Annotated in this window: 14 protein-coding genes; 12 read left to right on the top strand and 2 right to left on the bottom strand. The window is 66.4% G+C overall.

Going from position 1 to position 17,812, the window contains the following annotated elements:
* Positions 1 to 174 precede the first annotated feature (174 nt).
* The 3 genes from EMO90_RS05835 to EMO90_RS05825 all read left to right on the top strand — a co-directional run bounded on the left by EMO90_RS05835 (position 175) and on the right by EMO90_RS05825 (position 3,850).
* Complete coding sequence (locus tag EMO90_RS05835; RefSeq protein WP_150354425.1) at positions 175 to 1,506, top strand: ammonium transporter; 1,332 nt, start codon at positions 175 to 177, stop codon at positions 1,504 to 1,506.
* Between the two features lies 1 nt (position 1,507).
* Positions 1,508 to 1,846, top strand: coding sequence for a P-II family nitrogen regulator (locus EMO90_RS05830; protein ID WP_150354424.1), 339 nt, complete (start codon positions 1,508 to 1,510; stop codon positions 1,844 to 1,846).
* Positions 1,847 to 2,020: 174 nt separating this feature from the next.
* Positions 2,021 to 3,850, top strand: a complete 1,830-nt coding sequence (locus EMO90_RS05825) for a [protein-PII] uridylyltransferase family protein (protein WP_150354423.1) — start codon at positions 2,021 to 2,023, stop codon at positions 3,848 to 3,850.
* A 7-nt stretch (positions 3,851 to 3,857) separates the two neighbouring features.
* On the opposite strand, the gene EMO90_RS05820 is transcribed toward EMO90_RS05825, so the two are convergent.
* Complete coding sequence (locus EMO90_RS05820; protein ID WP_223849791.1) at positions 3,858 to 5,168, bottom strand: MATE family efflux transporter; 1,311 nt, start codon at positions 5,166 to 5,168, stop codon at positions 3,858 to 3,860.
* A 1,212-nt stretch (positions 5,169 to 6,380) separates the two neighbouring features.
* On the opposite strand from EMO90_RS05820, the gene dnaB reads away from it, so the two are divergent.
* The 9 genes from dnaB to EMO90_RS05775 all read left to right on the top strand — a co-directional run bounded on the left by dnaB (position 6,381) and on the right by EMO90_RS05775 (position 16,808).
* A complete protein-coding gene (dnaB, locus tag EMO90_RS05815) occupies positions 6,381 to 7,796 on the top strand; it encodes a replicative DNA helicase (protein ID WP_223849789.1) in 1,416 nt (471 codons plus the stop codon).
* A 1-nt stretch (position 7,797) separates the two neighbouring features.
* Positions 7,798 to 9,288 (top strand): Mur ligase family protein, encoded by a 1,491-nt coding sequence (locus EMO90_RS05810; protein ID WP_150354421.1) that lies wholly within the window; start codon positions 7,798 to 7,800, stop codon positions 9,286 to 9,288.
* A gap of 56 nt (positions 9,289 to 9,344) precedes the next feature.
* A complete protein-coding gene (locus EMO90_RS05805) occupies positions 9,345 to 10,100 on the top strand; it encodes a type 1 glutamine amidotransferase (RefSeq protein ID WP_150354420.1) in 756 nt (251 codons plus the stop codon).
* Positions 10,101 to 10,580: 480 nt separating this feature from the next.
* Positions 10,581 to 10,853 (top strand): phasin family protein, encoded by a 273-nt coding sequence (locus EMO90_RS05800; RefSeq protein ID WP_150354419.1) that lies wholly within the window; start codon positions 10,581 to 10,583, stop codon positions 10,851 to 10,853.
* A gap of 263 nt (positions 10,854 to 11,116) precedes the next feature.
* Positions 11,117 to 12,865 (top strand): ABC1 kinase family protein, encoded by a 1,749-nt coding sequence (locus EMO90_RS05795; protein WP_150354442.1) that lies wholly within the window; start codon positions 11,117 to 11,119, stop codon positions 12,863 to 12,865.
* A 110-nt stretch (positions 12,866 to 12,975) separates the two neighbouring features.
* A complete protein-coding gene (locus tag EMO90_RS05790; RefSeq protein ID WP_150354418.1) occupies positions 12,976 to 13,953 on the top strand; it encodes a glutamate ABC transporter substrate-binding protein in 978 nt (325 codons plus the stop codon).
* A 170-nt stretch (positions 13,954 to 14,123) separates the two neighbouring features.
* The gene (locus tag EMO90_RS05785; RefSeq protein WP_223849788.1) at positions 14,124 to 14,789 is read left to right on the top strand and encodes an amino acid ABC transporter permease; all 666 of its coding nucleotides are present in this window, start codon (positions 14,124 to 14,126) and stop codon (positions 14,787 to 14,789) included.
* Positions 14,780 to 15,631 (top strand): amino acid ABC transporter permease, encoded by an 852-nt coding sequence (locus EMO90_RS05780; protein ID WP_223849787.1) that lies wholly within the window; start codon positions 14,780 to 14,782, stop codon positions 15,629 to 15,631. Before EMO90_RS05785 ends, EMO90_RS05780 begins: the two co-directional genes overlap by 10 nt.
* Positions 15,632 to 15,788: 157 nt before the next feature.
* Positions 15,789 to 16,808 (top strand): glycerophosphodiester phosphodiesterase family protein, encoded by a 1,020-nt coding sequence (locus EMO90_RS05775; RefSeq protein WP_150354417.1) that lies wholly within the window; start codon positions 15,789 to 15,791, stop codon positions 16,806 to 16,808.
* Between the two features lie 251 nt (positions 16,809 to 17,059).
* Here the strand turns inward: EMO90_RS05775 and upp are convergent, their stop codons facing one another.
* Entirely contained in the window at positions 17,060 to 17,701 is a 642-nt protein-coding gene (gene upp, locus EMO90_RS05770) for a uracil phosphoribosyltransferase (protein WP_150354416.1), read from the bottom strand.
* Positions 17,702 to 17,812: the final 111 nt, after the last annotated feature.

Below are 17,812 nucleotides of genomic sequence, written 5' to 3'. Positions count from 1 at the left end.
CGACGCGCCCCGAATCCCAGTCGCCCCAAGCCCTTTAACAACCCCGTAACAGGATGTAACAAACTCGGAAACCCGGCGGTCGTTTCATTGCGGTGTTGGCTCCCGCAATGGAAGTCGCAGAAGTGAATTCGCCGGAACCCATCCGGCGCCTGATACAGAGAGAGGGAGGTAGCCATGTTGCCCGAAGTCGCAGCAACGTACGGCAATGCCGCATGGATGCTTACGTCCGCTTCCTTGGTTTTCCTCATGACGCCCGGCGTGGCGTTTTTCTATGGTGGCATGGTCCGTGCCAAGTCCGTGCTGAACATGCTGATGCTTTCCGCGGCGGCCCTGTCCGTCACGGCCGTGGTCTGGACCCTCTGGGGCTGGTCCATCGCCTACGCGGGTAACAGCATCGGCGGCATCTTCGGAGACCCGGCCACCGGATTCCTGCTGAAGGACTCCATGGTCGCCAAGGACGGTGTGTTCACCGCGGTCAACGATCCGGCGAACTTCACCAGCGTCTCGGACGACATGCCCAGCTACCCGGGCTCCATCGACGTCGCCTTCCAGGTCACCTTCGCCATGATCACCGTGGCCCTGATCTCCGGCGCCCTGGCCGAGCGCATCAAGTACAGCACCTGGATGCTGTTCGTGGCCCTGTGGATCACCTTCGACTACGCGCCGATGGCCCACATGGTCTGGAACCACGGCCTGCTGAGCCCGGACGGCGCGATCTCCACCGCCCTCGGCGCCGCCGCGCATGATTTCGCAGGTGGTACCGTCGTCCACATCAACGCCGCAATGGCCGCGCTCGTGATCGTCCTGATCATCGGCAAGCGCAAGGGCTTCGGCGTCTCCCCGATCCGCCCGCACAACGTCCCGTTCGTCATGCTCGGCGCCTTCCTGCTGTGGTTCGGCTGGTTCGGCTTCAACGCCGGTTCCGCCTTCGCCGCCAACGGCACCGCCGGCTACACCTGGATGTCCACCACCGCCGCGACCGGCGCCGCGATGCTCACCTGGGGCTTCACCGAGAAGATCCGCACCGGCCACTTCACCGCGATGGGCGCCGCTTCGGGCATCGTCGCCGGCCTGGTCGCGATCACCCCGGCCGCCGATGTGGTCTCCCCGCTGTGGGCCATGGTGCTGGGCGGCATCGCCGGCATCCTGACCTGCCTCGCCTGCAGCCTCAAGTTCAAGCTCGGCTACGATGATTCGCTCGACGTGGTGGGCGTCCACGGCGTCGGCGGCCTCACCGGCACCGTCCTGATCGGCTTCTTCGCCCAGGACACCGGCCTGTTCGCGGGCGGCGACTGGCACCAGCTGGTGGTCCAGATCGTCATCGCGCTCGTGGCCATCCTCTACTCCGGCGTGATCACCGCGATCATCGCCTTCGCCCTCGAGAAGACCCTCGGCTGGCGCGTCACCGAGGCCCAGGAGGTCGGCGGCATCGATCTGGCCGATCAGGGCGAGCGTGCATACGATTTCGCTGGCACCGCCAGCTCCGTTCTCAAGGAAGTGAAGTGAGATGAAGCTCATTACCGCCATCATCCAGCCCCATAAGCTCGACGACGTCAAGGAGGCCCTCGCGGCCGCCGGCGTGCACGGTCTGACCGTCTCCGAGGCCAACGGCTACGGCCGCCAGCGCGGACACACCGAGGTCTACCGCGGCGCCGAGTACACCGTCGACCTGATCCCGAAGATTCGCGTGGAGGTACTCTCCGACGACGCCGACGCCGAAACCCTGGTGGGTGTGATCGCCAAGGCGGCGGGCACCGGCACCATCGGCGACGGCAAGATCTGGGTCGCCCCGCTCGATTCCGTGACCCGCGTGCGCACCGGCGAGACCGGTTCCGCCGCGATCTGACCAGACGCCCGTTCCCGGTCCCCGGATGATCCGGAAACGTGGAATGGGTAAATGAGACAGGAATCCCCGTGCGCTCGGTTGTGCACGGGGATTCTGTCGTTTTGCAGCGTTGTTGTTGCAGCGTTGTTGTTGCAGCGCATTGCGACGATTTGCCGTTATAGGAAAGGGGACGCCGTGGCCAGTGCGGTCGACGGTCTTAAGCAACGATTCATGGACATGAGCCAGCCCGATGCGGACGGCGTGTACCGTAACGGTCCGGCCAAGCGCAAGGCGCGCACCGATCTCGCCGTGTCGTGCCTCAAAGAACTGTGGGGACAGGCGCTGGACGCCGTGCCCTTCCGCGTGCCGGACGGGGGCATCGGCTTGGCGGCGGTCGGCTCGCTGGCCCGCGGACAGGTGGGGCCGAGCTCCGATCTGGATCTGGTGGTCATCTACGATTCCCACGCCCTCAACGACGAGCAGCTCAACATGCTCGCCAACAAGCTCTGGTATCCGCTGTGGGACTCCGGGCTCGACCTCGACCACTCCATCCGCACGCGCGCGCAGTGCGAGGCCGTCACCGACTCCGATCTGCCCGCCGCGATGGGCTGGCTTGACGTGCTTCCGCTCGCCGGCGACACCGGGCTGATCGAGGAGACGTCCAACTCGATCCTCACCCGATGGCGCAAGGCCGCGCGCAAACGCCTGCCGGAGCTGCTCGATTCGGCCAAATCGCGCTTCGACGAGTTCGGCCTGATGGCCTACGTCAACCAGCCGGACATCAAGGAGGCCCGCGGTGGCCTGCGCGATTCGGTGCTCGTCTCCGCGCTCGCCACGTCCTGGCTGGCCGATCGCCCGCACGGCACCTATGACGATGCCGTGGAGCGCCTGCTCGATGTGCGCGACGCCATCCATCTGACAGCCAGGAAGGACACCAACCTGCTGCTCGCCCCCTATCAGCCGCAGGTGGCCACCATGATGGGCCTGGCCGATCCCACCTGGCCGCAGGCCGAGCGCGACGCCAAGGCGATCGACGATCTGCAGACCACGCTGGCCGGACTGGGCCGGCGCATCGCCTTCGCGCTCGATTCCACGGCATCCCGCGCCGAGCACTCGCTGGTGCATGAGAAGCCGCGCTTCGCCTTCTTCCAGATGTTCCAGCCGCGCGCCGGCGGCAAGCGCGAGGCCCCGCAGTTCGACGTGATCGCGCCGGGCATCGCCAAGCATGAAGGGGAGATCGTGCTCGCGCCTGGCGCCGATCCTACGAAGGACCCGAATCTGGCCCTGCGCGCGGGCGTGGCGGCCGGCGAGTTCGAGCTGCCCGTGAACCCCGGCACCCTGCTCAACCTCAAGCGCTGCCCGATCCGCGACTCGGTGTGGGACGACGAGGCCCGGTCGCTGTTCATCCGCCTGCTCGCCACCGGTCCGGCGCTCCTGAACACGTGGGAGGAGCTCGACTACGTCAATCTGCCCGGCCGCTGGATGCCCGAATGGCTGGGCATCCGCAACCGCCCATCCGCCTCCGCCGCACACCGCTACACGATCGACCGCCACATGGTCGAGGCGGTTTCGCGCCTTGGCCGGGAAAGCCCGAGCGGCGGCCGGTATGACGACGACCACTATGCGGCCCTGCTGCTCGCCGGCATCCTGCACGATCTGGGCAAGCGCCCGGGCGTCACGGACCATGCGGCCGAGGGCGCCCGTCACGTGCCGTACATTTTGAGACGCATGGGGTATGCGCCGCAGATCATCGAATGGGCCACGCTGCTGGTGCGCGAGCATCTGACCCTGTCCGAATACGCCACCGGCCGCGATCCCAACGATCCGGCGGTGGGTCATGAACTGGCGGCCGTGGTGGGCGGCGATCCGGTGCTGCTCGACATGCTGTTCGATCTGACGCGCGCGGACGGATCGTCGCTGGGTGCCACGCCGGGCGAGGCGATCACCAAACGCTACGGGTGGAGCAAGTGGAGGGCCGCGATCGTGGGACAGATGTACGCGGCGGCGCGCGAGGCGATCCGCTAGGCCCTCATCAGGCCTTCATCCACTGGTCGCTGCGGGCGCGCAGGCCGTTGGCGACCCCGCGCCCGCCCATCAGCACCACGTTGAACAGCGTCCACAGAGCCACCGTGCGCGCCGCATCGCCCGGAAGCAGGGGCGTGAGCCCGTCCGCCAGCAGCAGGATCATCGCGATGTAGACCACCGCGGTGACCGTGCAGCTCACGGCCAGATAGCGGTAGTCGCGCGCGCCGATCAGGATGCCGTCCAGCGCCATCATCCAGCCCTGCAGCGGGAAGAACACGCCCATGGTCACCATGCCGGCCGCCACGAGCAGCTGGACGGCCGGGCTGGGGGAGAAGAAGTGGCCGGCGAACAGGCCCACCACCGCGAAGCCCAGACCGATCACCGCGCCCGTGACCAGACCCGCCCTGCCGGTCGCCCGCGTGAGCGTGCGCGCCTCGGCCATTGCCCCCGCGCCCAACGCCGTGCCCACCAGCGTCTGCCCGGCGATGCCCACCGAATCGAGCATGTTCATGGCGAAGTTCCACGACGAGTTGACCGCCTGGAACCCGGCCAGCACATCGGTCCCCATGCGCGCCGCGCTCGCCACCGTGACCACCATGGCCGCGCGGATCGCCAGCGTGCGGATGAACAGCGGCAGGCCATCGCCGCCCGCCTGCGCGATGCCGGACAGGCTGGGCTTGAGGCTTGCCCCATCGGCGCGCGCCCACAGCACGGCCGGCACCACCAGAAACAGCCCCATGTACCATTGCGCGATCAGCGTGGCCGCGCCCGAACCGAAGATTCCCCATCGAAACACGATCACGAACAGCACTTCCAACACCGTGTTGACCACAGCGCCGCTCACCGCCGCGATCAGCGTGATGCGCACCTTCTGCAGGCCGCGGAAGATGCCGTTGGCCGCGTACACCAACAGCATGCCCGGAGCCCCCAGCACGATCGCGCGCGTGTAGGTGACAGCCTGATCCAGCACCGCCCCCTGCCCGCCGAGCGCCCGGCACAGCGGTTCCGCGGCCGCGAACAGTCCCACGCCCAGCAGCGTGCCGATGCCCAGGGCCAGCCACAGTCCGTCGACGCCGGCCTGCAGGCCCTCCCGCCGTTTGCCCGCGCCGAGCAGATGGGCCACTTGCGCGGTGGTGGAATAGGCGAGGAAGATGCACAGGCCCACGGCGGTCAGGATGATCGTGGAGCCGATCGACAGGCCGGCCAGCGCCTCGTTGGAGATGTGGCCGACGATCGCCGTGTCGATGAGGATGAACGTGGGCTCGGCGATGAGCTGGCCGAAGGTGGGCAGGGCCAGCGCGAAGATGCGCCGATTGATGTTTGGCTGGGGCTGGGGCTGGGGCTGCCGGGACTGCTGGGATTGGGGCTGCTGGGGTTGGGACTGATGCGCGCGCTGTGTACTCACGCGGCCACTTTATCAGCGCATTGCGCGAGCCCATATGTCCTGTCCGCGTGGGTTGTTCCGATGCTCTGTCCCCGGTGTCGGCTGTTTCGGCCCGGTGCCTGCCCTGGTGTCCGCCCGGTGCCGATCCTCTCGCAAGCCCGTCTCTCGCAAACTGGGCAGATCCGGCCGTTGGATTTGCGAACTGGGCAGATCCGGCCGTTGGATTTGCGAACTGGGCAGATCCGGTCATCTGGAGGCCGATTGTAGGGTCTAGCTGACCTGTTCTGCCCAGTTTGTGTGGCGGGCGTTCGAGTCTGCCCAGTTTGTGTGGTGGGACGTCCGGATCTGCCCAGTTTTCCAGCACGAACTGGGCAGATCCGGCTGTTGACGTGGCGGCTGTAGTAAATCCGGACGAAAATCAGCCCGAAATCGTCCGGCTTTACTACATGAGAGGGCGACGCGGAGTGGCCGTGACCGGGCGTGTGACCGGGGCGTGTGGGGTGCCGAAATGGACGCTTTTCGCGGTGAATTCGTCCATTTCGACACCCGATGCGCGTGCCGGATGCCTGAATGGTCATTCCGGGCCTCGAAAGTGTCCATTTTGGCGCCCCGCGCAGCTGGGCCTTGGGGCCGGATCGAGCTTGTCCCGTGAGGATATCCACGGCATGTGGGCGGGACTGTGGGTAACTCAGATTCGGCCCTCGCCGGCACCTCGTCCGATCGTGGAAAAGTCCGTAGTTTTTCCACAACGAACGTTCCCGTAGCACGTTGTTTACCTAACGGCAAATTAACGTTGACGCACGCCAGTGGATATCCCCACGTTATACACTCATTTATCCCCACAAGGTGGATAAGTCGGATGGATATCCACCGAGATATCCCCGATATGTGGATAACTCGATTTTCTATCCACAGGGGTCTCGATCGCGTGTCGCGCACGCTCACCCGCACATGATCGGTGTGCGAATCGTCCCACATCATCGCACGCCCGGATGCACGCCCGGATGCCCGCTGGGCTGTATATCCGGCCGCCTGCCCGGCCGTCCGCCCGGCTGACTGTCCGACCGCCCCGCCCTGACGCCCACCGCCGCATCCACCAGCGCCCCGCAACCCGCCCGACCGCACCCTGCTCCTATACTCGTGGATATGGCAGATGGAACTTCTTGGGGCGGCCCGCGCCCGGAAAACGCGTCGCGCGGCTCGGCGTCGGCGGTCGGCGATGTGGTGTTCGACCGCATCCCGCCGCATGACGACGACGCGGAGATGGCCGTGCTCGGCGGCATGCTCATGAGCAAGGACGCGATCGGCGAGGTCTCGCAGATGATCGACGTGTCCGATTTCTACCAGCCCAAGCATCAGACCATCTACGAGGCGATCATCAACCTGTTCTCACAGAGCCAGCCGGTGGATGCGGTGCTCGTGGCCAACGAGCTGCTCAAAAGCGGTGATCTGGACAAGGTGGGCGGCGCCGATTATCTGCACAGCCTGATCAACGCCGTGCCCACCGCGGCCAACGCCACGTATTATGCGGAGATCGTCCACCAGCGCGCGATTCTGCGCAATGTGATCGCCGCGGGCACCAAGATCGCCCAGCTGGGCTACACCGCCGAGGGCTCGCAGGCCGAGGACGTGGTCAATCTCGCCCAGTCCGAGGTCTACGAGATGTCCGTGGGCAAGGTCCGCCAGGACTACACGGCCATCGGCCCGGTGGTGCACGATGCGCTCGATCAGATCGACAAGCTGCAGAACGGCGATGTGGAGCGCGGCGTGCCCACCGGCTTCCGCGACATCGACGATCTGACCCAAGGTCTGCAGCCCGGCCAGATGATCGTCGTCGCGGGACGCCCGGCCATGGGCAAGTCCACGCTCGGCATCGACTTCGCGCGCGCCGCGGCCCTGCACCACGGCATGACGTCGATCGTCTTCAGCCTCGAGATGAGCAAGGTGGAGCTCGCCCAGCGCATCATCTCCGCCGAAACGAACATCCCGCTCGTGGCCCTGCGCCGCGCCGACGACATCACCCCCGAGCGCTGGAACACGCTGAACCAGTTCTGGGGCAAGCTTTCCGACGCCCCGCTGTTCATCGACGACAGCCCGAACATGTCCCTGATGGAGATCCGCGCCAAATGCCGGCGCCTCAAGCAGACCAACGACCTGAAGCTCGTGGTGATCGACTACCTGCAGCTCATGAGCTCGGGCAAGCAGGTCGAGTCCCGCCAGCAGGAGGTCTCCGAGTTCTCCCGCGCGTTGAAGCTGCTCGCCAAGGAGCTCGAGGTGCCCGTGGTGGCCCTCTCCCAGCTCAACCGCGGTCCGGAGATGCGCAACGACAAGAAGCCGCAGCTGTCCGATCTGCGCGAATCGGGCTCGATCGAGCAGGACGCCGACGTGGTGTTCCTGGTCCACCGCCCCGACTTCTACGACAAGGAGGACCGTCCCGGCGAGGCCGACATCATCATGGCCAAGCACCGCAACGGCCCCACCGAGACCTTCCATCTGGCGTTCCTGGGCGCGACCTCGAAGTTCAAGGACATGCCGCAGGACTACAACAACCAGGGGGTGTGAGATGGCTTCTAGTGCTTCCGGCAGCGATTCCAAGCAGTCTGCCGAATCCAGCCAGTCCGCCGATTCCAAGCAGTCCATCGAAACGGCCGTGTTCCGCACGCCGTGGTACGCCTTCGCCACGCCGGCCATCGGCCGCGCCGTGCGCACGCTGTCCAGGCTGACCCATCACGGCGGTTCGGCCCTGCCCGGCCGGGTGGTGGAGCGGATCGATCCGGGCTTCCTGTCCCGCACGCTCTCCCGCCTGCCGTACGGCGTGGTGCTGGTCTCCGGCACCAACGGCAAGACCACCACCACGCGCATGGTCGCCTCCATGCTCTCCGAACTGGGGTTCAGGGTGTTCACCAACCCCACCGGATCGAACTTCACGCGCGGCGTGGTCTCCGCGCTGCTCACCCAGGTGCATGGGGTGAACGGCCTGGACGCGGACATCGCCGTGCTCGAACTCGACGAGGCGTACGCCGTGCACTTCGTCCGCCAGATCCGACCGCGCTATGCCCTGCTGCTCAACGTGATGCGCGATCAGCTGGACCGCTTCGGCGAGATCGACAACACCGCGCGCCTGCTGGGCCATGTGGCGGCCGCGACCACGGGCACGGTGGTCCTCAACCGCGAGGATCCGCGCATCAGCGCCCTTGCCACTCTGGCCCCGAAGAACACCTGTGTGCGCTACTTCGGCCTGTCGGACGATCTGAAGTCGGCCTTCCCCTCGGACGACGACATGGCCACCACGGTCGCCGTCGAATCGGAGCCGCAGCCCGCGGAGCAGCCCAAAGAGCCGCAGCCCGTCCCCGCAATCCCCTCCGAGCCGTCCCACGCGCCCCTCGTCAGCGCCGCCCATCCGCCGCTGCAGGCCGACGTGGCCCTGACCCGCGTGGGCGACCACGAGGCCGATTTCCTCATGGACGGCCGGAACCTGACCACCAAGGTCCGCCTTGAGGGTGTGTACAACCTGTACAACGCGGCCGCCGCGCTCGCCGTGGTGCGCGCGGTGCTGCGCGACTCGTCCCGCCAGGCCTCCGACGACGAGCTGCTCGCCGCCGTTTCGCACGTCACCCCGGCGTTCGGCCGAGGGGAGATCATCGACGTGAACGGCTCGCCGGTGGAGCTCCTGCTGGTCAAGAACCCCATGGGCTTCCGCCTCTCGCTCGCCAGCTTCCCGCCCGCCGGCGCGGACACGATGATCGTCATCAACGACGAATACGCCGACGGCCGCGACATGAGCTGGCTGTGGGACGTGGACTTCACCTCCCTGCGTGAAACCGGCGTGGCGATGGTCTCCGGCGTGCGTGCCTGGGACATGGCCCTGCGCCTCGGCTACGATCAGGTGGCCGCGCCCCGCGTGGAGCCGGACATCGACGCGGCGCTGAACGCCTTCGTGGCCGCGAACCCCGGAGCCACCAAGCACATCTACTGCACCTACACGGCCATGCTCCACGTGCGCGCCGCGCTCGCGAAGATCGCCCACGTGGCCGACGTCGGCGTGGGACGCTGACGGGTCGGCCGGAACGATCGGGATGATCAGGGCGATCAGTACGGAAGGAGACGAAGATGACCGACGCGAAACCCATTGACATCGTGTCCCTGTATCCCAAGGACATGAACATCTACGGCGATTCCGGCAACGTGCTCGTGGTGCGCCGCCGGCTGGAGCTGCGCGGATACGAGGCGCGCATCCACGCCTACAACCAGGGCGACCGATGGCCCGACCATGTGGACCTGATCCTGGGCGGCGGCGGGCAGGACACCGGCCAGAAGAAGATCATCCGCGACTTCTTCGAGCGCGCGGAGCTGCTGCGATCGCTTGCCTCGGACGGCGTGCCGATGCTCATGATCTGCGGCCTGTACCAGCTGTTCGGCGAGTACTTCGAGACCGTGGACGGCTCCCGGCTCGACGGCATCGGCGTGATCGGCGCCTACACAGTGGGCCGGGACGTGCGCATGATCGGCAACCTTGTAGAGCATTCCGACGACTTCGGCGATGTGATCGGCTACGAGAACCACTCCGGCCAGACCTTCCTGCGCGAAGGGGTCAGTCCCCTTGGGCGAGTCGATCAGGACGGCCGCGGCAACAACGGCGAGGACCACACCGAGGGCGCGCGCGTCAACAACGTGATCGGCACCTACATGCACGGCTCCCTGCTGCCCAAGAACCCGGCCATCGCCGACTTCCTCATCCGCACGGCCGCCGAACGCCGCTACGGCTCCTTCGAGGACCAAGGCGACGACGCCATGCGCGCCGAGCTCGCCCGTCTCGACGTCGCCGCGGCCGAAGCCCGCCGCGTGGCCGCCTCCCGCCCGCGCTGAGCGGTTCCCGTTCAAGGCTCGACCGGGTCCTCGACATCATCGGCCCCGATCGCATCCTCGTGCTCGTCGGCACCCATTCACCCAGCGAGCCGTGGGCCGTGGAGAGCAACCGTGAGATCCTCGCGTTCGCGCCACGGCACAGGGACCGCGTGGTGCTGGTGGACTGGGGCCGCGTGATCACCGCCAACCCGTCCGGAATTGCGTCACTTGGTGCGCCCGCTCCGTGTGACGCTGTCTGGGAGGCCTTGTTTTTCAAGGGTTTTCAGGGTGCGTCACCGGGCGCGATCGCTCCGCGTGACGGTATCCGCGCCGCGTGACGCCAAGCTCGCACCCGGTGACGTCCGATTCGGCCCAGATCAGCCCCAGATCAGCCCCAAATCAGCGGAATCGGTCCAAGTGTGGAATGACAAACGCCCGGCGAGTGGGTAGGCTTGGAACTGCACCTACAGACGAGTCACCTACAAGCCAAGGAGGCGCATCATGGCGAATCTGGATCTGGGCGAGGGCCTGCGCAAGGTCTTTCTGGCGGGCGTCGGCGCCCTGGCCACCACGTACGAGAAGGGCAGCGAGATCGTCGACGATCTGGTCAAGAAGGGTGAGCTGACCGTGGAGCAGGGCAAGGCCCTCAACACCGAGCTCAAGCACACCATCAAGGAGACGGTCGCCAAGGCCGGCGAGGCCAAGCCCGCCGAATCCCCGGAGGTCGTGGACACCACCCCGGCCGATGAGGACGAGGCCAAGCCTGAGGCGTGAGCTCCTCCAACCGGAAACACAGGACCAACACCCCCGCCGGGAAGGCGAAGGACGTCCGCGATCCCAAGACGGGGACCGCGAAGACGTCCGACGCGCCCGGCGGGGTTTCGTCGTACCCGCAGGACGGTCGTACCCAGGACGGTCGTACCCAGGACGGCCATCCGCAGAATGGGGCGGCAACCGAAACAACAACCGAGACGGCAGCAGGGACGCTCCCCGAAGGCGCGGAACGCCTCGCCACCCAGTTCGGCCCCACCATGCCCATGCCGGACGATCCCCTGCACAATCGCAACGGCGCCGAACCGTCGGACGCCGGCTACTACAACGACATCCCCGTTTCCGACTACGACCCGCGCTCCCCGCAGACCCTGGAACTGTTCGGGAACCGGCACGATTCCTTCTCCTCGCGCTACCACCTGACCCGGCGCGGCAAGCTCAAGCGCCTGCGCCAGATCTGGAGGATCTGCACGCAGTTCGACGTGATGCACGGCCTCACCCCGGTCAAGATGCGCCTCATGTTCGAGGCCCTGGGCCCCACCTTCGTCAAGGTGGGCCAGATCCTGTCCATGCGATCGGAGATGCTGCCCCAATCGTTCTGCGACGAGCTGTCCAAGCTGCGCGCCGACGCCGATCCCATGCCCTACGCCACCGTGCTGGAGACCCTCGAGCACGAGTACGGCCGGCCGATCAAGGAGATCTTCCGGCACATCGACCCCACCCCGCTCGGCTCCGCGTCCCTCGCGCAGGTCCATCGCGCCACGCTGGTGACCGGCGAGGACGTGGCCGTCAAGGTGCAGCGCCCCGGCGTGCGCGCGGTCATGGCCCAGGACGTGGACATCATGCGCTCGGTGGCCCGCTACGCCACCAAATTCGTGCACACCGCCCAGGTGGTGGACCTGCAGGGCGTGGTCGAGGAGCTGTGGGAGACCTTCGAGGCGGAGACCGACTTCCTCGTGGAGGCCCGCAACCTGCGCGACTTCAAGGCGTTCTGCGCCTCCTACGCCTACATGGACTGCCCCAAACCGTACATGCGCCTGTGCACGCAGCACGTGGTGGTGATGGACTACATCGAGGGCATCTCCGTCTCCCATCCCCGCCAGCTCATCGACGCCGGCTACGACCTCAAGGAGATCGGCACGAAGCTGGTGGACAACTATTCCACGCAGATCCTGGACGACGGCTTCTTCCATGCCGACCCGCATCCCGGCAACATCATGGTCTCCGGCGGCAAGATCGTCCTGATCGATCTGGGCATGACCGGTCGTCTCAACGCCAAGACCCGGTCGGTGCTGCAGGAGATGATCTTCGCCGTGGCCAAGCAGGATTCGCCCGCGCTCGCCGACGGCCTGCTGCGCTTTGCCGGCGGGGAGGCCGATCCGGAGGACTACCCGGCCCTGCTGGCCGATCTGGACGTGATCGTCAAGGAATTCGGCACGATCGACCTCAAGGATCTGGACATCGCCTCGCTGCTCAACGCGCTCACCGGGCTCGCCGCCCGCCACCGCATCGAGGTGCCGAGCTCGGTGACCACGGTGGGACGCGCGCTCGTGACGCTTGAGGGCCTGTTGGACGAGTTCATCCCGGACGTGAACATGATCGAGATCATCTCGAACCACATCGCCGCGTCCAAGTCCAAGCGCGACTTCGCCAAGGACGAGGCCAGATCCCTGGGCGTGGAGGGCATGAGGGCACTGCACGGCCTGCTCGCCACGATGGGGGAGGCCAAGGTGGCCACGCGCATGCTCACGCGCGGGCAGCTGCGCGTCAACGCCGAGCTGGTGGGCGCCGACGAGCCCATGCGCATGCTCAGCGACATGGTCAACCGCCTGACGATGGCCCTGATCGTGGTGGGCCTGTTCATCGGCTCGTCAATCGTGTACTACGCGGGCATCAAGCCGGTGGTGTTCGGCATTCCGATCGTGGGCTTCATGGGTTATGTGGTGGCCTTCGTGCTGTCCGCATGGATCGTGTTCGACATCTACTTCAAGGGACGCAAGGCCAGGCGGCGGTAGCCCGCTATAAGAAATTGCGATAGCATCCGGGAGCGAAAATCGCGGATTCCGCAACCCGCGCGCCATATGGATTCGCTATTGTGGGGACCACCAACAGAGAGGAATCCATCATGACCACTTTCAAGACCAACGTGCTGCGCAAGATCGCGGCGCTCGCCGTCGCCTCCGGTCTGCTGTTCGCGGCCGGCTGCGGCGAGGCCCCTACCGCGGCCAACAGCTCCTCCGCCCCCGCTTCCGGCGGTTCGTCCAGCTCCTCCGCCAGCACGGATCTCAACGTCTCCGACTACGACGCGATCATCAACGCGGGCGCCGTGGCCGATTCCGCCACCGTGGAGGCCAACGCCTGGGCCAAGTCCGTCAAGGAGGCCGGCGTCCTCAAGGTGGGCGGCACCAAGACCTCCCAGCTGTTCTCCCTGCAGTCCACCACGGACAACAAGGTGCGCGGCTTCGACGCCGGCCTGAGCCAGCTGCTCGCCCGCTACATCCTGGGCGACGCCAAGACCGAGCTGACCGTGGTCGACTCCTCCACCCGTGAGTCCGTGCTGCAGAACGGCACCGTGAACAGCGTGTTCGCCACCTACACCATCAACGACAAGCGCAAGGAGAAGATCTCCTTCGCCGGCCCGTACTACGTCTCCCAGCAGGCCATCCTGGTCTCCAAGAACAACACGGACATCACCGGCGTCGATTCGCTCAACGGCAAGAAGGTGGCCGTTCAGGGCGGCTCCACCGGCCCGCAGATCGTGGCCGGCGTGGCCCCGCAGGCCACCGTGCAGGAGTTCCAGACCGACGCCGAGGCCACCCAGGCCCTGCGTCAGGGCCGTGTGGACGCCTACGTGGTCGACCAGACCCTGCAGCTGGGCACCCTCGTCAAGTCCCCGAACGACTTCAAGATCGTCGGCGAGCCCTTCGGCAACAAGGATCCGTACGGCATCGGCCTGCCCAAGGACTCCGACGCCGCCGCGTTCGTGAACGACTGGCTCAAGAAGATCGAGGCCGACGGCACCTGGGCCAAGCTGTGGAAGGTCACCATCGGCGACCGCACCGGTGTGACCACCGTGCCCACCCCGCCGGAAATCGAGCAGTGAGCTCGTTTAGCCCTTTGCCGAATCGTAGTAGCTCGAAGGATCCTTGGCCCAATGGCCCGAGGGTCCTTCGACCCATATTCGGGGCCGTTTCCGGGACCGACCGGAACGATCAGGAACGATCGGAACACACGCCCCGAAACCCATAACAGACCCACAGAAAGGAGGCCGCGGTGTTCGCCGACTTCCAATACCTCATCGCCACATACGGCCAATCGTTCATAGCCGCGTATCTGGTTTCCCTGCGCATCGCGGTGCTGGGCTTCGTCGGCGGCTTCCTGGTGAGCATCCTGCTCACCGTGGCCCGCGTGAGCCCCATCCCGCCCCTGCGCGGCGCGGTCACCGTCTACGTGGAGGTCTTCCGCAACATGCCGGTCCTGTGCCTGCTCGTGTTCATCGTGTACGCGCTGCCGGATCTGGGCATCGTGGCGGACTACGAGCCCAGCGCCATCCTCGCGCTGGTGCTGGTCTCTTCGTCCTTCGCATGCGAGAACCTGCGCACCGGCATCAACACCATCGACGCCGGCCAGATCCAGGCGGCCCGCTCGCTCGGCCTCGGGTTCGGGCAGATCGTCGGCTCGATCGTCCTGCCGCAGGCCCTGAGAGCCGTGGTGCAGCCCATGGTCACGCTGGCCATCTCCGTGGTCATCAGCTCTTCGGTCGGCTCGCTGGTGCCCATCGCGCACAAGGAGCTCACCGGACTGGTTGCCGAGATCAACAACGCCGAGGCGCTGGGCGTCACCACGTTCCTTGTGGCCGCCCTCATGTACGTGTTCACCGGATTGCTCATTGCGTTCCTGGGACGCAGGCTTGAAAGGAGGCTCGCGATATGGCGATGACACCCACCGAGGCCGCCCTCTTCGAGACCACCGGCCCCCGCGCCCGCCGGCGCATCCTGATCGGCACCGTCTTATCCGCCGCGGCCCTTGCGGCGCTGGTGGCGTGGATCGTCTACCGCTTCTACATCAAGGGCCAGCTCGCCTCGCAGTACTGGTACTTCTTCGCCCAGCTCAACGTCTGGGAGTTCATCGGCATGGGCCTGTTGGGCACCATGCGCGCGGCCCTGGGCGCCGGCGCGATCGCTCTGGTGGTGGGGCTCATCCTCATGCTGGGCCGCACCTCGAAGTTCAAGCCCGTCAGCTGGCTGGCCACCGCGTTCATCGAATTCTTTCGCGGCACGCCCACCCTGCTGTTCATCTACGCCATGTTCCTGGTGCCCGCGCAGATGGGCCTCAAGGTGAGCACGTACTGGATGGTCGTGATCCCCGTGTCCGCCTACGCCTCGGCCGTGCTTGCGGAGGTGTACCGCGCGGGCGCCGCCGCCGTGCCCAAGGGGCAGAAGGAGGCCGGCGTCTCGCTGGGCCTCACCGACTGGCAGAACTTCCGCTATGTGGTCATGCCGCAGATGTTCCGCATCGTCACGCCCACGCTGGTCACGCAGCTCGTGGTGGTGGTCAAGGACACGTCCTTCGGATACGTGGTCACCTATCCGGAGCTCATGGTCAACGCCAAGGTGCTGATCGCGAACTTCTCCAGCCTGATCCCGGTGTATCTGGTGATCGCGCTGATCTACATCCTCGTGAACTTGGCCATCTCGCGCTTCGCCAACTGGCTGTCGCGCCGCCAGGACGTGAAGGTCATGGACATCTCCGAGGCCCTGCCGCGAGGGGTGGATGCCTGATCGCGTTTGCGTGTCCGGCTGCGCGCCCGTTCGTGCGCCCGTTTGCGCGCCCGGACGGCCGGGTTATCCGCCGTCCGGGGCAACGCGGGTGCTAGTTTGGTGTGTATGACTGCGGCGGATCATCCCGTCGCACCAAAGTCTTCCAAGGAGGCCCACCATGGGTTTTGGCAAGAAGCTGTTGGCGGCGGGCGCCGTCGCCGCCGGTGCCGGCGTGCTGGCGATCGCCCCGCGTCCGGGATTCGACAAGTCGAGGCACAACGTGCCGGGCATCCTCGATGTGCCCTACGCCCACCGCGGCCTGCACGACGCAGGCTCCGGCCTGGTCGCCGGCTATGAGCAGGAGAGCGGCGACTACGTGGCCCTCGCCCGCAAGATGGCGGTGAAGGCCGGCTACGGCAGCGCCGATTTCGCCGGTTCCATCGCCCCCGAGAACTCGCTGGCCTCCTTCGCCGCCGCGCGCGAGGCCGGCTACGGCATCGAGCTGGACCTGCAGCTGACGGCCGATGGTCAGGTCGTGGTGGTGCATGACGCCGATCTGGAGCGCGTGGCCGGCGATCCCCGCCGCATCGCGGACCTCACGTACGACGAGCTCACGCGGATCCCGCTGTTCCCCGCCCCCGCCAAGCCCGGCGATGCGGTGGCCAAGCCGCTGGACGCCGCGGCCGCCTCCGCGCCGGATGGCTACTACCAGCACGTCCCGCTGTTCTCCGACGTGCTCAAGGAGGTCAGGGGCCATGTGCCGCTGATCGTGGAATACAAGTTCAACGGCTTCGACTGGTCCGACCGCGACGACGAGCTCATGGAGAAGGGCGACGCCCTGCTGCGTGCCTACGATGGCCCGTACGTGATCGAATCGTTCCATCCGGGCGCGGTGAACTGGTACAAGCAGAACCGTCCGGAGGTCAACCGCGGCCAGCTCGCGGACGCCGCCTCCTTCGGCACGGACAAGAAGGCCGCCACCGAGTGGCTGGCCGGCCTGCTGGCCTTCGATTGGCTGTCCCGCCCCGATTTCATCGCCTACGACTGGCATGGCGGCGACTCCCCGCAGGTGCGTCTGGCCCGCACGATGGGCGCCACCACGGTCTCCTGGACTGTGCGCTCCTCCGCCGAGCTGGAGGAGTCCGCGCCGCACTTCGACCGCTTCATCTTCGAGGCGTTCGTCCCCTCGCGCTACTGAGGCGCTATTGAGGCGCTACTGAACAGGCGCTGGAACTGATTGGGGCTGCACTTTCGAGTGCAGCCCCATTTTCATTGCGTCATCCTGAGTCGCGTCCCCGGTCATCCTGAGCGCAGCGAAGGATCCTTAACCTTTACGCAGCAATGACCATGCGCACTGCCAAAATCAAGGCGGCGGAATCGACCAACGTGTTCGTCTACGGACAGCCCGCCGGGCTGTCCGCTTGACGGCTCAGCGCAGGGGACGCTCCGTTAGTCGACGACGCCATAGAGGCGATCGCCGGCGTCGCCCAGTCCCGGCACGATGTAGCACTTGTCGTTCAGGCGCTCGTCGACGGCGCAGACGACGACCTTGAAGTCGATGGAGGGGTCGATGTGCTCCTCAACATACTTGATGCCTTCGGGGGCGGCGATGATGTTGATGGCGGTGACGTCCTTGGCGCCACGATCGGCCAGATAGTGGGTGGCGGCGACCAGAGTGCCGCCGGTGGCGAGCATTGGGTCGATGAGGAAGCACTGGCGGCCAGAGAGGTCGTCGGGCAGACGGTTGGCGTAGGTGATCTGCTGGGTGGGATGCTCCTCGTCGCGCTTCATGCCGAGGAAGCCGACTTCGGCGGTGGGGATGAGGCGGGTCATGCCGTCGAGCATGCCCAAGCCGGCGCGCAGGACGGGGACGATGATCGGACGGGGCTCGGCCAGCTTCTTGCCGGTCATGGGGGCCACGGGGGTTTCGATGGGCTTGGCCACGACGGACAGGTTGCGGGTGGCCTCGTAGGCCTCGAGCATGACGAGTTCGGAGACGAGCTCGCGGAAGGTGCTGGACGGGGTGTTCTTGTCGCGCAGAACGGTGAGCTTGTGCTCAACAAGCGGGTGATTCAGTACATGAAGTTCCATACTTCAAGAGTAAGCCACGAATGAGGTTGAAACGCGCCGAACCGTGAAAGCGCCTGTCGGCGCAAAGGCCGCTCGCAGCGGCAAAAAATGGAGCCCGGGGCTTAAGCACGG

It is taken from the genome of Bifidobacterium vespertilionis, from assembly GCF_008698145.1.
Taxonomy (GTDB): Bacteria; Actinomycetota; Actinomycetes; order Actinomycetales; family Bifidobacteriaceae; genus Bifidobacterium; species Bifidobacterium vespertilionis.
The sequence above is the reverse complement of the archived record's forward strand: the minus strand, read 5'-3'. Positions and strand labels throughout refer to the sequence as shown.